17 protein-coding genes are annotated in these 15,969 nt (G+C 38.8%); 5 read left to right on the forward strand and 12 right to left on the reverse strand.

The features are described 5' to 3' along the window. The first annotated feature begins 43 nt into the window (after positions 1–43). Positions 44–670, forward strand: coding sequence for a glutathione S-transferase family protein (locus M1F03_RS10905; RefSeq protein WP_154623612.1), 627 nt, complete (start codon positions 44–46; stop codon positions 668–670). 130 nt (positions 671–800) lie between these two features. On the opposite strand, the gene M1F03_RS10910 is transcribed toward M1F03_RS10905, so the two are convergent. After that, complete coding sequence (locus M1F03_RS10910) at positions 801–1,133, reverse strand: MliC family protein (protein ID WP_154635585.1); 333 nt, start codon at positions 1,131–1,133, stop codon at positions 801–803. Positions 1,134–1,385: 252 nt separating this feature from the next. Here M1F03_RS10910 and M1F03_RS10915 point away from each other — a divergent pair, with 252 nt between their 5' ends. The 3 genes from M1F03_RS10915 to ttcA all read left to right on the forward strand — a co-directional run bounded on the left by M1F03_RS10915 (position 1,386) and on the right by ttcA (position 4,355). Then, a complete protein-coding gene (locus M1F03_RS10915) occupies positions 1,386–2,078 on the forward strand; it encodes an aspartate/glutamate racemase family protein (protein WP_318839930.1) in 693 nt (230 codons plus the stop codon). Between the two features lie 386 nt (positions 2,079–2,464). After that, positions 2,465–2,713, forward strand: coding sequence for a helix-turn-helix domain-containing protein (locus M1F03_RS10920; RefSeq protein WP_154635587.1), 249 nt, complete (start codon positions 2,465–2,467; stop codon positions 2,711–2,713). Between the two features lie 727 nt (positions 2,714–3,440). Next, positions 3,441–4,355 carry a tRNA 2-thiocytidine(32) synthetase TtcA gene (gene ttcA / locus M1F03_RS10925; RefSeq protein WP_163861967.1) on the forward strand — a complete coding sequence of 305 codons (915 nt, stop codon included), beginning with the start codon at positions 3,441–3,443 and terminating at the stop codon, positions 4,353–4,355. A gap of 369 nt (positions 4,356–4,724) precedes the next feature. Here ttcA and zntB read toward each other — a convergent pair whose 3' ends face one another. Then, complete coding sequence (gene zntB / locus M1F03_RS10930; RefSeq protein WP_154623848.1) at positions 4,725–5,708, reverse strand: zinc transporter ZntB; 984 nt, start codon at positions 5,706–5,708, stop codon at positions 4,725–4,727. Between the two features lie 363 nt (positions 5,709–6,071). Continuing rightward, positions 6,072–7,694, reverse strand: a complete 1,623-nt coding sequence (locus tag M1F03_RS10935) for a peptide ABC transporter substrate-binding protein (RefSeq protein WP_196713035.1) — start codon at positions 7,692–7,694, stop codon at positions 6,072–6,074. 501 nt (positions 7,695–8,195) lie between these two features. On the opposite strand from M1F03_RS10935, the gene tpx reads away from it, so the two are divergent. Beyond that, entirely contained in the window at positions 8,196–8,699 is a 504-nt protein-coding gene (gene tpx, locus M1F03_RS10940) for a thiol peroxidase (protein WP_251464308.1), read from the forward strand. A gap of 46 nt (positions 8,700–8,745) precedes the next feature. Here the strand turns inward: tpx and M1F03_RS10945 are convergent, their stop codons facing one another. From M1F03_RS10945 to pspA, 9 genes are all read right to left on the reverse strand, one after another. Next, positions 8,746–9,120: an ATP-binding protein gene (locus tag M1F03_RS10945; RefSeq protein WP_154623851.1), complete on the reverse strand. Its 375-nt coding sequence runs from the start codon at positions 9,118–9,120 to the stop codon at positions 8,746–8,748. A gap of 203 nt (positions 9,121–9,323) precedes the next feature. Then, positions 9,324–9,746 (reverse strand): hypothetical protein, encoded by a 423-nt coding sequence (locus M1F03_RS10950; RefSeq protein WP_251464310.1) that lies wholly within the window; start codon positions 9,744–9,746, stop codon positions 9,324–9,326. Then, complete coding sequence (gene tyrR / locus M1F03_RS10955; protein WP_154623853.1) at positions 9,739–11,304, reverse strand: transcriptional regulator TyrR; 1,566 nt, start codon at positions 11,302–11,304, stop codon at positions 9,739–9,741. Before tyrR ends, M1F03_RS10950 begins: the two co-directional genes overlap by 8 nt. A 238-nt stretch (positions 11,305–11,542) precedes the next feature. Then, positions 11,543–12,598 (reverse strand): YcjF family protein, encoded by a 1,056-nt coding sequence (locus M1F03_RS10960; protein ID WP_249998849.1) that lies wholly within the window; start codon positions 12,596–12,598, stop codon positions 11,543–11,545. Continuing rightward, entirely contained in the window at positions 12,595–13,992 is a 1,398-nt protein-coding gene (locus M1F03_RS10965; protein WP_163861984.1) for a YcjX family protein, read from the reverse strand. Before M1F03_RS10965 ends, M1F03_RS10960 begins: the two co-directional genes overlap by 4 nt. A 119-nt stretch (positions 13,993–14,111) precedes the next feature. Next, positions 14,112–14,288: a hypothetical protein gene (locus tag M1F03_RS10970; RefSeq protein WP_318839931.1), complete on the reverse strand. Its 177-nt coding sequence runs from the start codon at positions 14,286–14,288 to the stop codon at positions 14,112–14,114. Between the two features lie 98 nt (positions 14,289–14,386). After that, positions 14,387–14,743: an envelope stress response membrane protein PspC gene (gene pspC / locus M1F03_RS10975; RefSeq protein WP_154623857.1), complete on the reverse strand. Its 357-nt coding sequence runs from the start codon at positions 14,741–14,743 to the stop codon at positions 14,387–14,389. Further along, entirely contained in the window at positions 14,743–14,973 is a 231-nt protein-coding gene (pspB, locus tag M1F03_RS10980) for an envelope stress response membrane protein PspB (protein ID WP_154623858.1), read from the reverse strand. Before pspB ends, pspC begins: the two co-directional genes overlap by 1 nt. Before the next feature lie 79 nt (positions 14,974–15,052). After that, the gene (pspA, locus tag M1F03_RS10985) at positions 15,053–15,724 is read right to left on the reverse strand and encodes a phage shock protein PspA (protein WP_154623859.1); all 672 of its coding nucleotides are present in this window, start codon (positions 15,722–15,724) and stop codon (positions 15,053–15,055) included. Positions 15,725–15,969: the final 245 nt, after the last annotated feature.

Here is a 15,969-nt window from a genome sequence, read left to right on the forward strand (position 1 = left end):
TATGCTATTTCCAGTATCTCTATTGATGCTTTTTGAGGCCACTATGCTAAAAATTTTAGGTCGTACTACATCCATCAATGTTAGAAAAGTGCTTTGGACTGTAAGTGAAACTCAGCTACCTTTTATTCATGAACCTGAGTGGGGAAAAGAATTAAGTTTAAAATCAGCTGATTATCTTAAACTTAATCCTAATGGGCTGGTTCCCGTACTTATTCATGACAGTGGCGTGTTATGGGAAAGTAATACGATTTGTCGCTATCTTGCCACAAAGGCACAACGTGTCGATCTTTTACCTGAAAATCCTGAAGCAAGAGCAGATGTTGAAAAGTGGATGGATTGGCAAGCAACAGAACTCAATAGTGCATGGAGAGCCGCTTTTTTAACTCTCGTTCGCAACAGTGACAGTTTTAGTCAATACCCTGAATTAATTGCTAAGAGTACCCATGATTGGAATAGTAAAATGTTACTTCTTGAAAAGGCGCTGGAAAAAAACGGTGACTTTATTAGTGGTCAGCAATTTACTGTCGCAGATATTACAATTGCGTTATCGATTCATCGCTGGTTACTCACGCCTATTACTCGGCCAGAAGCTCCCGCGATCGCTCATTATTATCAAAAAATGTTAGCTCGCCCTACTGCAAAATTATATTTAGACCCGAATATTGCTTAAACCCGTTATAGCAGCAGAATAACCTATATAAAGTGGTAGCAGAGATAACTGCCCCACTTTATTTTATAGAATCAATAATAAATATTTAAATTTATTAATAAAAAATAGACAACTCGTTGAGAGTAATTGCCTACTTCACTAATTTACAGATACGGCCTTTGTCATCAGAAACGCGTTTATTGACGACATCATCTTCAGAAATTGAGGCTAGATTAAACTCATTTTTTCCTTGAGCCCATAACTGCATATTTTCCCCAACATAACGAGCACCACTTGCCGATGGAGCACTTTTTAATACGATAAGTTCATCGCTATAAAGCATCACAGCCGTATCTTCGTCTGGGAATGAAACTCTAATTTTTTGATCTTCGCACTTATAGGTATCTGTCTTTGCTGCAAAAGCAGAAGATGCTGTTAATGCAGATAAAAGCGCTATTGCCGAAACTGTAATAACTTTACGCATAAATTCTCCTTGAAACACTTAGAACCATTATGACTCTACGCCTATATCATTACAAAAATCGTTATTTGATACATAAGATTCATCCGTAATTACTCTTTTTTTGACCTGTAAATTTCGCCCATTAAATTAAAATAAGAATTTATACTTATTAAATTAGTATCATGTATAAACTACATGCTAATGCTGTTCATTTAATGACATTATTGTTATAACGAGAATATGTTTTTAAACGGAATAGGCGAAAAAATAAAAATGAAAACCATTGGTTTAATCGGGGGAATGAGCTGGGAATCAACTTTACTTTATTATCAGCAACTCAATGAGGGTGTCAAACGGCAACTGGGTGGCCTTCATTCAGCAAAAATTGTTTTATACAGTGTCGACTTTGCTGAAATAGAACATATGCAAGCGACAGGTCAATGGGCGCTGGCTGGTCAACATTTGGCGCAAGCAGGAAAAAGTATTGAAAGCGCTGGAGCCGATTTTATTGTGTTATGTACTAACACGATGCATAAAGTCGCCGAATATATTGAAGAGAGCACTAATATCCCACTACTTCATATTGCAGATGCAACTGGAGAAAATATTATCGAGTCTGGAATAAAGACCATCGGTTTATTAGGAACCGCTTTTACAATGGAGCAACCTTTCTATAAACAGCGACTTCAAGATAAATATGGCCTTACCGTGATCACGCCAATGCCTGAAGAACGAAAAATTATCCATGACATTATTTATCAAGAACTTTGCATGGGTGAAGTGAAAGATACATCAAAGAAACAATATCAACAAATCATGGCTTCATTAGTAGAAAGAGGTGCTGAGGGGATCATTTTAGGCTGTACTGAAATAACCCTTTTAGTCAATCAAGACGATACTTCCGTGCCTATTTTTGATACAACCGCCCTACACGCACAAAAATCCATTGAATTGGCCTTAAGCTAAATATTGCGTTAAGTCATATTTGGACTCACTATGATTACATGTCTGCTATTTATTAAAATGGCAGTCACTTTTTTCATCAGACTAAGTAACTAATTGATATTAAATTTCATTTTTAATCTTAGTTTATATTTACAATGAAAAATAAATGAATAAGCATATTTTATATGGTTAATCTAGCGATAGTATCTCCATAATCGTAAATTAGTTTTATTTTCTTCAAATTCACCAATTAGCTATTTTTTTACTTAATTTATGGGTAAATCCAATATTTAATAAAGCGACATTTTATCGCTTTTATTTTTATTTAACATAGGAATTAGACTATTGAATTATCCATTTTATTTCTGATAATAGTATTACTCTTTTATGCTAGGGATAATAGAATCATGAGGCACTCAAATTCTAGAGGGATCGCTTTAGGTAAATATATTAGAGAATTACGTATATCCCGTCGTATTTCAACATTAACAATGGCAACGGCACTGGAGATATCAGAGAGTCACTATATTCAATATGAAACAGGAACTTCTTCTATTTATGTTGAGCATCTTGTGATTATCTCAAGTATTCTTGATATTGATATTAAGCATCTACTTAATGCTTTCGAAGGCGCAGAAAAAAACATATGGATATAAAAAGTCCATCATTCGTTGAATATTATAGAGTGAGCAGTGAGGCCCCCCCCTTACTGTTCAAGCATCATCATATTTATTATCTTTTATAAATCCTCTCCGTACTATTATTAGTCGACATTTTAAAAATTGATGATTCATATATCTTTATATTATCGCTTCACAGAGAATAATAATCATATTTTGAGTAATCGATATAACCCTATGCTATTTTAAAAATAATAATTTTATAAAGCTGTTTTTACTTTAATGACGGCAGATTTTGATAAATACTTGTATTTTATAATAGTATTAACGCTATACTTATTCCGTTATTACACTTCAGAATGGAATACTCAAAAATTTTTTTAAATTAATATAAATCAGTTAGATATAAAATGATCACCCCCACAATAATCATAATACTGGTCTGATAATATTCATTTTTTCATTTGGCTTCTACTTGTATTGCACCCCGATAGAGGCGCAGTGACCCACTACAGCCCCAAAAAAATTGTTCTGTCTAGACTTATCCATACCAAAATCCCCCCTGTATCTGTTATTATGGCCTCCTTTTTGATAATTTAATGGATCGTTTGTCACATGTAACAGCCTATTCTTTCTGTTTGTGAGAGAAAATATTCATAGGTTGTGCAAATTGTTATATCAACTTAGCATCCAAAAAGAACACATAAGCCATTAATTATCATTAAGTTAACGTATAATCAGCAACGGTACAGAACAGCAAAACATGAACGCACAGAAAGAACAATATAACTTCAATAAGCTACAAAAAAAATTACGCCGTGACGTAGGACAAGCTATTGCCGATTTCAATATGATTGAAGAGGGTGATCGCATTATGGTATGCCTATCTGGTGGTAAAGATAGTTATACTTTGCTATCTATTTTGCAAAGCTTACAAAAAAGTGCGCCAATCTCTTTCACGCTGATTGCCGTTAACTTAGATCAAAAACAACCCGGCTTCCCCGAGCATATTTTGCCTGAATATCTCGATAATTTAGGGGTTGAATATAAAATTGTTGAAGAAAATACTTACGGCATCGTCAAGGAAAAAATCCCTGAAGGAAAAACGACCTGTTCATTATGTTCACGCTTACGTAGAGGTATTCTATATCGTACAGCGACAGAATTAGGCGCAACTAAAATTGCGCTAGGACACCACCGAGATGACATATTACAAACACTTTTTCTGAATATGTTTTACGGTGGTAAATTGAAAGGGATGCCCCCTAAACTAATGAGTGATGATGGAAAACATATTGTTATCCGCCCTCTTGCTTACTGTCGTGAAAAAGATATTGAACGTTATTCGCAGGCAAAAGAATTTCCAATTATTCCGTGTAACCTGTGTGGTTCACAACCTAACTTACAACGTCAAGTGATCAAAGATCTGCTTCGTGATTGGGATAAACGTTACCCAGGGCGTATTGAAACGATGTTTAGAGCAACACAAAATGTTGTTCCATCTCACTTGTGTGATACTGAGCTATTTGATTTTAAAAATATTTCTCATGGTGATGAAGTCGTTAATGGCGGTGATCTTGCCTTTGATCGAGAAGAGATGCCTGCTCAAACTCAGCTCGACGACGATGAGCGACCGGCATTCACGGCACAACGTCTGGATGTGATTGAAGTTAAATAACCAGCCCACCACCCTTGATAGAGGGTGGTTGTTTTGCCCATTTGAGCATTTATTTCCTTACTCACAGAATCTATTCACTCCCGATAAGCTATCTGTAAAGTGAACGTTTGCAGCGCTAATGCTTCAAACACCGCTAATGGCTGTGGATTGCGTAAATTTAGAATAAAAAAAAGCCGATGTAACATACATCGGCATTACAGTGGTCAATTATTCTGTATAAGAACTCAATATGAGAAAAACTACAATTATGGAGCACAACGTTCATCGCTCAACGTTGCATTCACCTGCGGGATTAATAGTGCCCCAAAACCATAGGTCTTTTATTGATTTACCTCAAACTAGGGTCGGTTTATGCCAATAACTTGCAGACTACAGCCAGCGACTTTTTCTCAACCACCAGAAAACGGTTCCGATTAATGCAGCAAGTAAAAGACAAAATACACTAAAAGCGAATCTGGATTCACTACCAGGAATACCGGTTAAATTGACACCAAATAGCCCCGTTAAAAAGGTAGTTGGCAAAAAAATCATCGCTAACATAGACATCGTATAAATACGACGATTCATCATCTCGGTGATCATGTTCGTTATTTCATCGGACATAATCGCGGTACGTGCTACAAATCCGTCTAAATCTTCAATACAACGACCTAAACGATCTGAAATTTCTTGTAATCGTCTTCTATCAGTATCGTCAATCCACAATAGTTTTTCCGTCGCTAAACGTGCCAGCATATCACGCTGTGGCGCCATATAACGGCGTATAACAATAATCTGTTTACGCAATAATGCGAGCTCACCACGTTCAGGGATATCACCATTGAGAATGGTATCTTCCATTTCTATCAAACGTTCATGTAAGGTATCTGTAAAATCGCTGATTTCATCGGTAATGGCATCAGCAACTTCCACCAGCCAATCTCCGGTACTTTGTGCACCCACGCCTTCTTTCAGGTCTGTTATCACAGAATCTAATGAATTGACTTTTCGATGGCGACTGGAAATGATGAGGCGGCTGTTAATAAATACTCGAAAGGCAACGAGTTGTTCGGGACGTTGGCCAGCATTCGTATTTAATGTTTGTAACGTTAATAAAACACCATCCCCTACTCGTAAGATCCGCCAACGGCCAGCATGACCGCAAAGTGCCGCTTTGACTTGTTCGCCAAGTAGCTCTGACCGTTGGATCCATTTCTCACTCTCACGATTTTTATAGTCATAATGCAACCAAAAAGGAGATTGCTGAGTTGCACTCGCATTAACATCAATGGGAAGAAACCCACCGTCTCCATTTAATTGAAATGCATGTACGGGGTTTGAGCTCTGAAATAATGAACCATAAATCAGCGCCATGCGGCATTCTCCTTCCATTTAAGCGATTTATTAGTTATAGCATAGAGGGAATACAGCAGGAATATCAAGCAAAGGTTATAAAACAAGCGCATATTGAGAATAACACTGAGACCTAATGTTAAAAAACCTGCAATTAAGGAGAGGTCATGAAATAACGACAAACACCGAACCGCCATAATTGCTAAATAACAACGGCTTTTTGCCACAAAAGAACAATAAATTAACATCGGACTACACTAGTATTCTCTGTGTAGTGTTTATTCCTTTTTTGGTCCTCCTTCTGACTCTCCAGCAGAAGGAGTTTTTTCTTTTTTAGCCGCACAAAGAGACAGCCCATATCACCTATATAGGCTGAATGTACGATTAATGTGCAATAATATAAAAACTATGACTGTAAGCCACATCTTCTGGGTTTTCTATCGGATATCCTTTTAGCCAAGGTTTAATCAATCGCCCATTAGTATATTGATAAATTGGCGCGATTGGCGCTTCTTGTGCAATTATCGCTTCCGCCTGATTATAATAACGATTACGTAAATCTTCGTTAGTTTCTATACTTGCTGAAGCCATCACCGCATCGTAATTTTTATTATTAAATTTTGGAATATTGCCATTATGCTGTGAGGTTAATAGCGACAAAAAGGTTGATGGCTCATTAAAATCACCTATCCAAGATGCCCTAATCACATCAAAGTTACCTGTATTGCGGCTATCAATATAAGTTTTCCATTCTTGGTTAACTAATTTAACCTCAACGCCCAATTTTTTCTTCCACATTGAGGCAACGGCAATCGCAATTTTTTGGTGATTTTCCGAGCTATTGTATAAAAGCACTAATTCAAGTGGTTTTTTGGGCCCATAACCAGCCGCTTGCAATAAGACTTTGGCTTGCTCATCCAATTCTTTTTGAGTGTAATTTTCATAAATACTTTTTTGTGGTTTAAAACCAGCGGTTACATCCGGTGTAAAACGGTTTGCAGGCTTCTCTCCAGTACCTAATACCTTTTTGGCTATCACTTGCCTATCTATCGTCATCGCTAACGCTTTGCGTACACGAATATCGTTAGTCGGTGCTCGCTGCGTGTTGAAGGCATAATAATAGGTGCCAAGTTGATCAGGGGTAAACACCTCATTCGGTATTTCGGCAAGTAATTTTTGATAACGTTGTTTAGGGAATGATTCAGTAATATCTAAATCTCCCGCTAAATAACGATTAGTCGCACTGGACTCTTGGTTTATTGGCACAAACGTCACTTTGGTGATCACCGTATTCGCATTGTCCCAATAGAATGGATTTTGGGTTAAAACGATTTTTTCATTAACCACTCTATCGGTAAGTTTAAATGCGCCATTTCCAACTAAGTGGTTCACTTTTATCCAGTCTGCGCCATATTTTTTAACCGTATTCGCATGAACCGGAAATAAACTAAAGTTAGCCGTTAATGAAGGGAAATAAGGAACTGGTTTATCTAAAACGACTTTAAGCGTCTGTTTATCAACGGCCTCAACGCCTAATTGCTCAGCAGGTAGTTTTCCATCAATAATTTGTTGTGCATTATTGATCCCAGCTAATGCCGCAAACCATGCAAATGGAGAGGTATTTTCTGGCGTCACTAAACGTTGCCAACTATAGACAAAATCTTCCGCTGTTACAGGTTCGCCATTCGACCAGCGCGCTTCTGGACGTAATTTAAAAAGCCATGTTTTATTATCCGTCGTACTCCAACTTTGAGCCACGCCAGGAATCGGTTTGCCATGCTTATCTTGATTCACTAATCCTTCGAATAAGTCACGCATAACTTGTGCTTCGGTCAACCCAACCGATTTTATTGGATCTAATGATGCCGGTTCATCTTTAAGATGACGGGTTACCTCTTGCTTTGTTGCCAGTACTGTTCCGGCAGGAACCTCTGCCGAAATAACAGGAGCTGCTGTAAACATCGCGGTGAAAACAATCGCTAAAGATGAAAGTGTGCGTTTATGCATGTTGGGAATTCTGTCGTATTAGCAAAAGTGAACTAGCAACTCTCTCTTATGGATATAAGTCAATGGACAAACAGAAAGAATTAACTAAGCAAATAAGAAGGTACTTTAAATACCATTAATCAATAAAATACCTCGGTTAAAGGTTGCTGACGTTATAAAACGGCCAAAAAAACCTTTCCAGCATCATATTCTTTCAGCGATTAAAAATCTATACACGATGACTTAATCTGTAAGCAGTTCATACTTTTAAAATTTATCCTAATTTCTTCAAGGTATTATGAACAATTTTTTATCAATTCATATGATTGTTCATCGGCTTAGCTGACTTTTTTTCGCGCAATAATGCGTAAACGCAGCTATCCGCAACGGCATCCCCCCGAAGCCAAAATCACTGTGCTATGTTGATATTGAATGCATCTAGTGCTAGCTTGGTCGTTAACAAATTGATCAATAATAATATCCACGCTTTCACGCACTGACTCATTAATGGGAGAAATCGATATGTCACAGTCAGTTAAATTAAAAGGTAATGATGTCACTGTTAGCGGTGAGTTTTTACAAGCTGGCCAACAAGCAAAAACATTCACTCTAGTGGCTAAAGACCTGTCTGAAGTCACTTTAGAAAACTACAAAGGTAAACGTAAGGTACTGAATATTTTCCCAAGCGTCGATACCGGCGTCTGTGCGGCATCTGTGCGCAAATTTAATCAATTAGCAAATGACCTTAACAACACTGTTGTACTGTGCATTTCAGCTGATTTACCGTTTGCACAAGCACGTTTCTGTGGTGCAGAAGGTTTAGATAACGTCGTTACCCTCTCTGCTTTCCGCAATCCTGAGTTTGCTCAAAACTACGGCGTTGCAATGACCAGTGGCCCACTGAAAGGCTTAACTGCGCGTTCCGTTGTTGTCTTAGATGAAAATGATAAAGTGATTTATAGCCAATTGGTTCCAGAAATTACAGAAGAGCCTGATTACGATAAAGCACTTGATGCATTAAAATAAGTCTATTATGCAGCCAGTTTCAAACTGGCTGCTCATCCCTAATCAATTACTCTACGTAAAGCCAATTGAGGGTTTTATGCTGTTTTGCGTTAACCACATTCGCAAATAACTTATTTTCACTCATCATATTCACGAGTGAGTGAGAACAACAGCTGAGAATTTTCAGTGCCTGCTCTTTATTGGCAGGGCATGACGAGGTGAGAATATCAATAATCAGATCACGGGGTTTGTTACCATTTTTGACCAACGCTTCCCAAGTGAAACGATTTCTTTTTTCTAGGTAACGCACTGCCGCTCTATTCATTAAATATAACTCTGCTGCTGAAGCGGCGGACTCAAACATATCATTTTGATAATGACGTTGATTGAGATATTCTCGCAGTTTGGTATTCACAATAAAGTTAAGAGCAAATTGATCCATAGCAACTCCTTGCAGGCACACGGGCGGCCTTGCTGTTTTCGTTATCATCAATCAAAATATCGCTTTAACACTTCAAATGAATATTCAGTTAATTTAAGTATAGTTTGCTTTCTGTGCTAAAAGATATCACTGTAGTCGAAAAAATCGCCAACGATCACATATTTTCAAAAAATGATGAGTTACTTGCATAGGGCGCAGCCTGATTAATCAGGAAACATCCTTATTTCGAGCTTAGTTCCCTTTGCCTCTTCAGTATATTTGTAAGTTGTTTCTCCACCTTCAAATAGTAAACTGATATCTAGCTGTTTATCATTCGGCCAATAATACTCTGCTTCAACGCAACCACCCTGACTGCATGTCACCTTCATATTTTTATTTCTAACCAGTTTGTTAATAAAGTTAGCGTTGTTTTCAATATCCAGCTGTTTATAGCGTTCAAATGCCGAAGGAATATCTGCCCCATCAAAATGACATTCGATTAAATAACCATTCTCATAAGTCTCTTCAGGTGTTTGTTGTTGATTGCGGCACAGATCCTCTAATACTTGTGAATGTGTTGACTCCTGCCCATAGCTCGGCCCAATGAAGCAGACGAATAAAAAGCCTAATGTGAGGGACTTATTCATTATCCGGCTCTTTTTTCTGGTTTAGCCCATATTCACGTAATTTATTGGCAATCGCGGTATGAGACACTTCAAGACGTTTTGCGAGTTTACGCGTGCTTGGGTAATCGCGGTATAAACGTGATAACACTGAGGCTTCATAGCGTTTGGTTATTTCATCTAATGAGCCATTTAATGAATCAACAGCTACTGCGGGCAAATTATCTGTTTCTGGTAAATCAATATCATGCGAATTTAGCACTTCCCCTTCTAGCTGTATCAATCCTTGATAAATCGCATTTCGTAGTTGTCTGACATTACCAGGCCAATAATAACGGCTTAAATAATCAATTAGAGACGGTGCTAGTCGTGGTTTTGTAATATTCAGTTCTTTAGAAAAGTTAGCTACAAAAGCTTCTGTGAGGGGTAATATATCTTCTTGTCTTTCACGTAGTGGCGGAATAGTTAACGTCAAAACATTTAAGCGATAATAAAGGTCTTCTCGGAATTTCTTCTGAGCGACGAGTTCTGGCAGGTTTTTTTGTGTTGCACAAATAACCCGCACATCCACTTTCACTTCTCGCTCCTCACCCACCCGTCTAAATGTGCCATCATTTAAAAAACGCAGTAACTTGATTTGCATTTGTGGCGACATTTCGGCGATTTCATCTAATAAGACGGTTCCACCATTGGCTTGTTCAAAGAAACCTTTTTTACCATCTACTGCATTTGGATATGCACCAGCCGCATAGCCAAATAATTCACTTTCAACCACATCATCAGGCATTGATGCGCAATTTAAACCTAAGAAAGGCGCATTACCACGCGGACTGTGCAAATGGCATGCTTTCGCTAAAATATCTTTTCCTGTGCCAGTTTCCCCAACCAATAATAATGGTTCATCTAACATGGCAATGCGTTTTGCACGTTCAACCACATGTGACATTGCGGGACTATTGGCGATAATTAAATCGAATCCTTCCGTATCCACACCAACGATTTGTTTTCGTTGCTTTTCGAGTAATGCGACAGATTTTAATAATAAAACAGCACCGGTACAGTGCAACTTACCATTCTCATCCGCCAAAACAATCGGCGTAACTTGCATCAGATAATCATTGCCTTTAACGGTGACTCTTTCTGTGTAAGGTTCGGGATCTTCGCGTTCAAACCAACGTTGTAAACCATGATTGCCAACGAGCTGTGAAAAGGTTTTTTGTTTTATCTTGTTTTCATCAACCCCAAAAATCTGTAATGACATCGGGTTAACTAATTCAATATTCAACTTATTATCAATGGATAGGACAGGCTCAGGGAATGAGTTTAACAGTGCCCATACCGCCTTATGCTCTCGCTCTGACGGCATGAAATAGATGCGACGTACATCAATCACACCATTAATACGACGTATCTCCGCCATTAGTGTGCTGAATACCTGAAAATCAACAGGTGTGAAATTAAGGTAAATCCGTCTCTGTGCTGATATCTCAATACCCTTAAGATCAATATTCTGTAAGACTAATAAGTCAAGCAATTCACGTGTTAGACCGATCCGATCTTGGCAAGTTACTTCGAGACGCATGGATAAAAACCTTTAGCAGAAATGATATAGGCTTATTATTTTAGCTTGATTTACGGTAAGAATACAGCACATGTGTCACATATTGTTGACACCCGTGATTTACAATAAGGAAAAACAGAGAAAATCACTATCAGAACAAGGAATAATAAACGCATTTAATCGGACAAATAACAATTAGGCGTTTTTTTGCTGGAAAGTGTACTTTACTATTCAGTCCACCTACCAGCAATATCGTGATTTATTGGGGTGCTTTTTTACTGGGCATTGCCCTTTTGATTTGGCTCAGTAATTGTCCACGAAAATCGGCTAACCTTGGCTTATCCTCAATCCATGGCAATGGTCGACACAATTCCATCGCCTTGATGCCTAACCGAGCGGTTAATAGTCCTGCACCAATACCTTGTGCCGCACGTGTAGATAAACGAGCCGTAATATCTTGAGATAGCCAATCCATGCCTACTTCACGAATTAATTCCGAAGCTCCCGCAAAAGCGATATTAATCAGTACCATTCTGAATAATCGAATGCGACTGTAATAGCCCAACTCAATACCATAAATGGCTGCAATTCTATTTATTAAGCGAATATTGCGCCAAGCAATAAATGCCATATCAACAATTGCAAGTGGGCTGACTGCAATCATCAAAGCAGACTCTGCCGATGAACGGCTAATTTCTTTACGTGCTTGTTCGTCAAGAACGGGTTGAACTAACTGGCTATATAACTCAACAACTTCACGGTCGTTATGCGAGTCATGAAGCGTGGCCTGCCAATGCTGTACTGCTGGGTGTTGAGCAGAAAGGGCGGATTGTTTGGCCAGTTTTTCACAGAATGCTTTCCCTTGCCCCATGCCATGGCTATGGAGTAACTCACGCGCAATATCACGTTCCTGAGCGCGCTCTTTTAAACGATACAAACGACGCCACTCTGTGACCACAGAACCAACACCAGCAACAACAATTAATCCGCCAGCTGCCGCAGTACCTAGTGCTGTCCAATCTTGAGTTACCCATGAGGTATGGATCCAGATCCCCAATTGCGCGATCACACTCACCCCAAAGATACCTATCGCTGTCCCGACTAGCTTACGCCAAAAACTACGTTTTGGTCTTAGCGCCTCATTGATGAGACTTTCCACTTCCCCTTCCTGAATATCTTGTTCCGCTTCAGCTTCTACGGGGATAAATTTATGTTGCTCTTGTGAATCAAAATGATGGGCTTTTTTTAGTGTTTCAGTCTGTTCAACACGACTATTTTCATTAAAATCGACGCGTTGTTTGATAGGTTCATTCATTTCAATTTATCTCCCAACAAGAACTCAAGCGCACTATCCATTCGAATATGAGGCAACGGCTGGTCAAACGGTGTTTGTCGAGGACGAAAATTTTCAAACTCAAACCGCTGATTTTGCCAAAATGTTTCACTCGGTAATCTTTTCGGTACCTCGCCAGGATAGAATGTCATTGAGTGACCATCACTCAAACGCTCACCTTTTAATGCGGGTAGCTTTTCCCCTTGATAATCAATAATGCCGCTTTCGGTAGCTTGAATTGAGGCTAGCCCCATACAGTCCATGCTGATCCCTTCAAATGCTGCATTTTGCCATGCTTCTTGTACCAGCTGTTGCAATAGCGATACTAAATTAGCATGTTGATCAGGCGTGACATGGTCTGCTTTGCTTGCCGCAAACAAAAGTTTATCAATACAGGGAGAAAATAGGCGTCTTAGTAAAGTACGCTTACCATAATGGAAGCTACGCATCAATTGCGTCAGCGCCATACGCATATCATTAAAGGCATCAGGCCCACTATTTAATGGCTGTAAGCAATCAACTAACACAATTTGGCGATCAAAACGCTGGAAGTGATCTTTATAAAAACCTTTTACCACGTTTTCGCAATAATACTGGTAGCGACGCTGTAACATGCCAAAGTTGGTATGTTTATCAGCCTGAGCAAGTTGTTTTTCACTATATTTTTCAATATTAGGCCATGGAAAAAATTGTAATGCCGGTGCACCTGCTAATTCACCAGGCAGAACAAAACGTCCAGGCTGAATAAAATGCTGTCCTTGTGCTTTACACTGCTCTAAATAAGCAGTGTAGGCTGTCGAAATCGCTGCCAATAAATTCTCATCAGCGGGTGCCAATGGGTCACAGGACTCACACAAAGTTAACCATTCTTGCGCTAATTTACCGCGTTCCCCATTTTGCAGTTTTTGCATTTGAAGTGACCAATCTACGTAGTTTTGGTCAAGCATCGGGAGGTCAAGTAACCACTCGCCGGGGTAATCGACGATCTCAAGGTATAACGATGAGTTATCCACAAACCGCCGGAAAAAAGAGTCATTTGAACGATAATGTAATTTTAAACGTATTTCGCTCACGCCGCGCGTCGGTGTTGGCCATTGAGGTGGATTGCCATATAGTTGCGCAATGCCTTCATCATAGGTAAAACGTTGAATTGAAAAATCACGTTGAGGAATGCGCTTTACCCCAAGTAAACGTTTATCCCGCGCAGCAGAAAATAGCGGTAATCGAGCACCACTATTCACATTCAATAGTTGATTCACAAGAGAAGTAATAAATGCCGTTTTTCCACTACGGCTAAGTCCGGTTACTGCGAGTCTGACATGGCGATCGACACTACGATTTACCATATCGGTCAATTCATTTTGCAGCCGTTTCATAGTTCTCCCACTCGCTCAATATTATTAATGCCTAATTTAGCATAAATTCAGCATTTCTAATTTGTTGAGTGCAAATTGTTTTTATATCGTTCAATAAATAAACACAACATTTAATATGATTATTTCACCATCCTTTTTGTGAAATAGCCTATCACCCATTTACTGCCTACTATTTTTAATATTTTACCAATAATCCCACCGGGCCCATAAGTGATTGCAAGAGTGACAATGATTTTTAACCCTTTACTAATCGCTTGCTTTTTGGCTTGCCGTTTTAATTTACGTTTAATATCCATTTGCATGGTGCTACCACATGAATTTAATGAATCAAGAAAGCCATTTTAGGGAATAAAACCCGAGTTCTATTCCCCGAAAATGTGAGGGCATTCATGTATTATAAATGACGGAACTTACTATTCACGGTATAGGTATCAGACGTGACATAACGTTCTATTTGACGTAGACGTTGTTCTCCCGATTTTAACTGCGCATCAACCTCATTAAATAAATTCGTTACTTCCACACTGATATCTTGTTCGCTTTGATAACCACTCGGTGCTTTTGGCACCACAAAACACATCACAATATAGAGGATCAGTGTTATCCCAAAGCTCATAAACAGTGCTAATACAGCTAATGCTCTGACTAATGCAACCGGTAGGTCTAAAAACTGTGCAATACCAGAGCATACCCCACCAAAAACACGGCGGTCAGTTAAACGATATAATTTACGGTTGCGAAAATCAGTCATTATTTTTGCCTCCAATTAGGATGTTCCGCATCCAGAATATCTTCTAGCGTCTTGATACGTTGTTGCATACGCTGTGATTGTTCTGCAAGCTGCACTAAACGCTGAATTTCATTTTCTGTTAGCTGGCTCCCCTGCCTATTATTTTGCTTGTTGTAATGCAACCACAACCAAAATGGCAGAATAAAAATAAGAAAAACAATTAAGACGAGAGACAGAAAAACATAGCCCATCACATTTCCTTATATCAAATGGTTATATCCGTTTCTCCCTAGTGCAATCGTGAACCGCACTAGGGATTAGGATGATAAATTACTGTTCTTTATTAGTGTTAATTTTAGCCTTAAGAGCAGCTAACTGTGCACTGATTTCATCATCCGCTTTTAATTCAGCGAATTGTTGATCCAACGATTTTTGCTTACCGATACCGTAGCTTTGCGCTTCGCCTTCCATATGGTCAATACGACGCTCAAACTGTTCGAAACGCGCCATCGCTTCATCAAGTTTACCACTATCAAGTTGGCGACGTACATTGCGGCTTGATTGCGCAGCTTCTAAACGAACCACCATTGATTGCTGTTTCGCGCGAGTTTCTTGCAGTTTGTTTTCGAGCTCAGTAATTTCACCTTTTAAGCGAGCCAGCGTTTCTTCAACAATAATAAGCTCATGTTTCAAGGTATCAACCATTGAATTAACTTTCTGTTTTTCAATCAGTGCGGCACGCGCTAAGTCTTCTTTGTCTTTAACTAAGGCTAACTCAGCTTTTTCCTGCCAATCCGCAATCTGTTTTTCGCCCATTTCGATTCGGCGCTCTAAACCTTTTTTCTCTGCCAAAGTTCGAGCCGATGTAGAACGAATTTCAACCAACATATCTTCCATTTCCTGAATCATCAGGCGAATCATTTTTTGTGGATCTTCTGCTTTATCGAGTAAAGATGCGATATTTGCATTAATGATGTCGGCAAAACGAGAAAAAATACCCATTATTTATATCCTCTTGATGGATTTATCATTCAGTAGAGCCTCAACCCACTTTGGCTTCCAACCAATACGTGACGCTCCATAGTAAAACTGACTTAGCCAAATGATGGCAGTGATAGTTTGCTTATTACAATCAGTATATTGCAACCACTGTGCCAACTTATAAAAATAAAATACAACATGTTGATTTATAATGAATTAATTATTTTGGTATCAATCATTCTCGTTCTAGACTATAGTCTTGAACT

The organism is Providencia sp. PROV080, assembly GCF_033688105.1.
Lineage (GTDB): Bacteria > Pseudomonadota > Gammaproteobacteria > Enterobacterales > Enterobacteriaceae > Providencia > Providencia zhejiangensis.

Bases quoted from the DNA above. Each gene is read 5' to 3' on its own strand.
- M1F03_RS10905 (WP_154623612.1), top strand. From the start codon at position 44: ATGCTAAAAATTTTAGGTCGTACTACATCCATCAATGTTAGAAAAGTG.
- M1F03_RS10910 (WP_154635585.1), bottom strand. From the start codon at position 1,133: ATGCGTAAAGTTATTACAGTTTCGGCAATAGCGCTTTTATCTGCATTA.
- M1F03_RS10915 (WP_318839930.1), top strand. From the start codon at position 1,386: ATGAAAACCATTGGTTTAATCGGGGGAATGAGCTGGGAATCAACTTTA.
- M1F03_RS10920 (WP_154635587.1), top strand. From the start codon at position 2,465: ATGAGGCACTCAAATTCTAGAGGGATCGCTTTAGGTAAATATATTAGA.
- ttcA (WP_163861967.1), top strand. From the start codon at position 3,441: ATGAACGCACAGAAAGAACAATATAACTTCAATAAGCTACAAAAAAAA.
- zntB (WP_154623848.1), bottom strand. From the start codon at position 5,708: ATGGCGCTGATTTATGGTTCATTATTTCAGAGCTCAAACCCCGTACAT.
- M1F03_RS10935 (WP_196713035.1), bottom strand. From the start codon at position 7,694: ATGCATAAACGCACACTTTCATCTTTAGCGATTGTTTTCACCGCGATG.
- tpx (WP_251464308.1), top strand. From the start codon at position 8,196: ATGTCACAGTCAGTTAAATTAAAAGGTAATGATGTCACTGTTAGCGGT.
- M1F03_RS10945 (WP_154623851.1), bottom strand. From the start codon at position 9,120: ATGGATCAATTTGCTCTTAACTTTATTGTGAATACCAAACTGCGAGAA.
- M1F03_RS10950 (WP_251464310.1), bottom strand. From the start codon at position 9,746: ATGAATAAGTCCCTCACATTAGGCTTTTTATTCGTCTGCTTCATTGGG.
- tyrR (WP_154623853.1), bottom strand. From the start codon at position 11,304: ATGCGTCTCGAAGTAACTTGCCAAGATCGGATCGGTCTAACACGTGAA.
- M1F03_RS10960 (WP_249998849.1), bottom strand. From the start codon at position 12,598: ATGAATGAACCTATCAAACAACGCGTCGATTTTAATGAAAATAGTCGT.
- M1F03_RS10965 (WP_163861984.1), bottom strand. From the start codon at position 13,992: ATGAAACGGCTGCAAAATGAATTGACCGATATGGTAAATCGTAGTGTC.
- M1F03_RS10970 (WP_318839931.1), bottom strand. From the start codon at position 14,288: ATGGATATTAAACGTAAATTAAAACGGCAAGCCAAAAAGCAAGCGATT.
- pspC (WP_154623857.1), bottom strand. From the start codon at position 14,743: ATGACTGATTTTCGCAACCGTAAATTATATCGTTTAACTGACCGCCGT.
- pspB (WP_154623858.1), bottom strand. From the start codon at position 14,973: ATGGGCTATGTTTTTCTGTCTCTCGTCTTAATTGTTTTTCTTATTTTT.
- pspA (WP_154623859.1), bottom strand. From the start codon at position 15,724: ATGGGTATTTTTTCTCGTTTTGCCGACATCATTAATGCAAATATCGCA.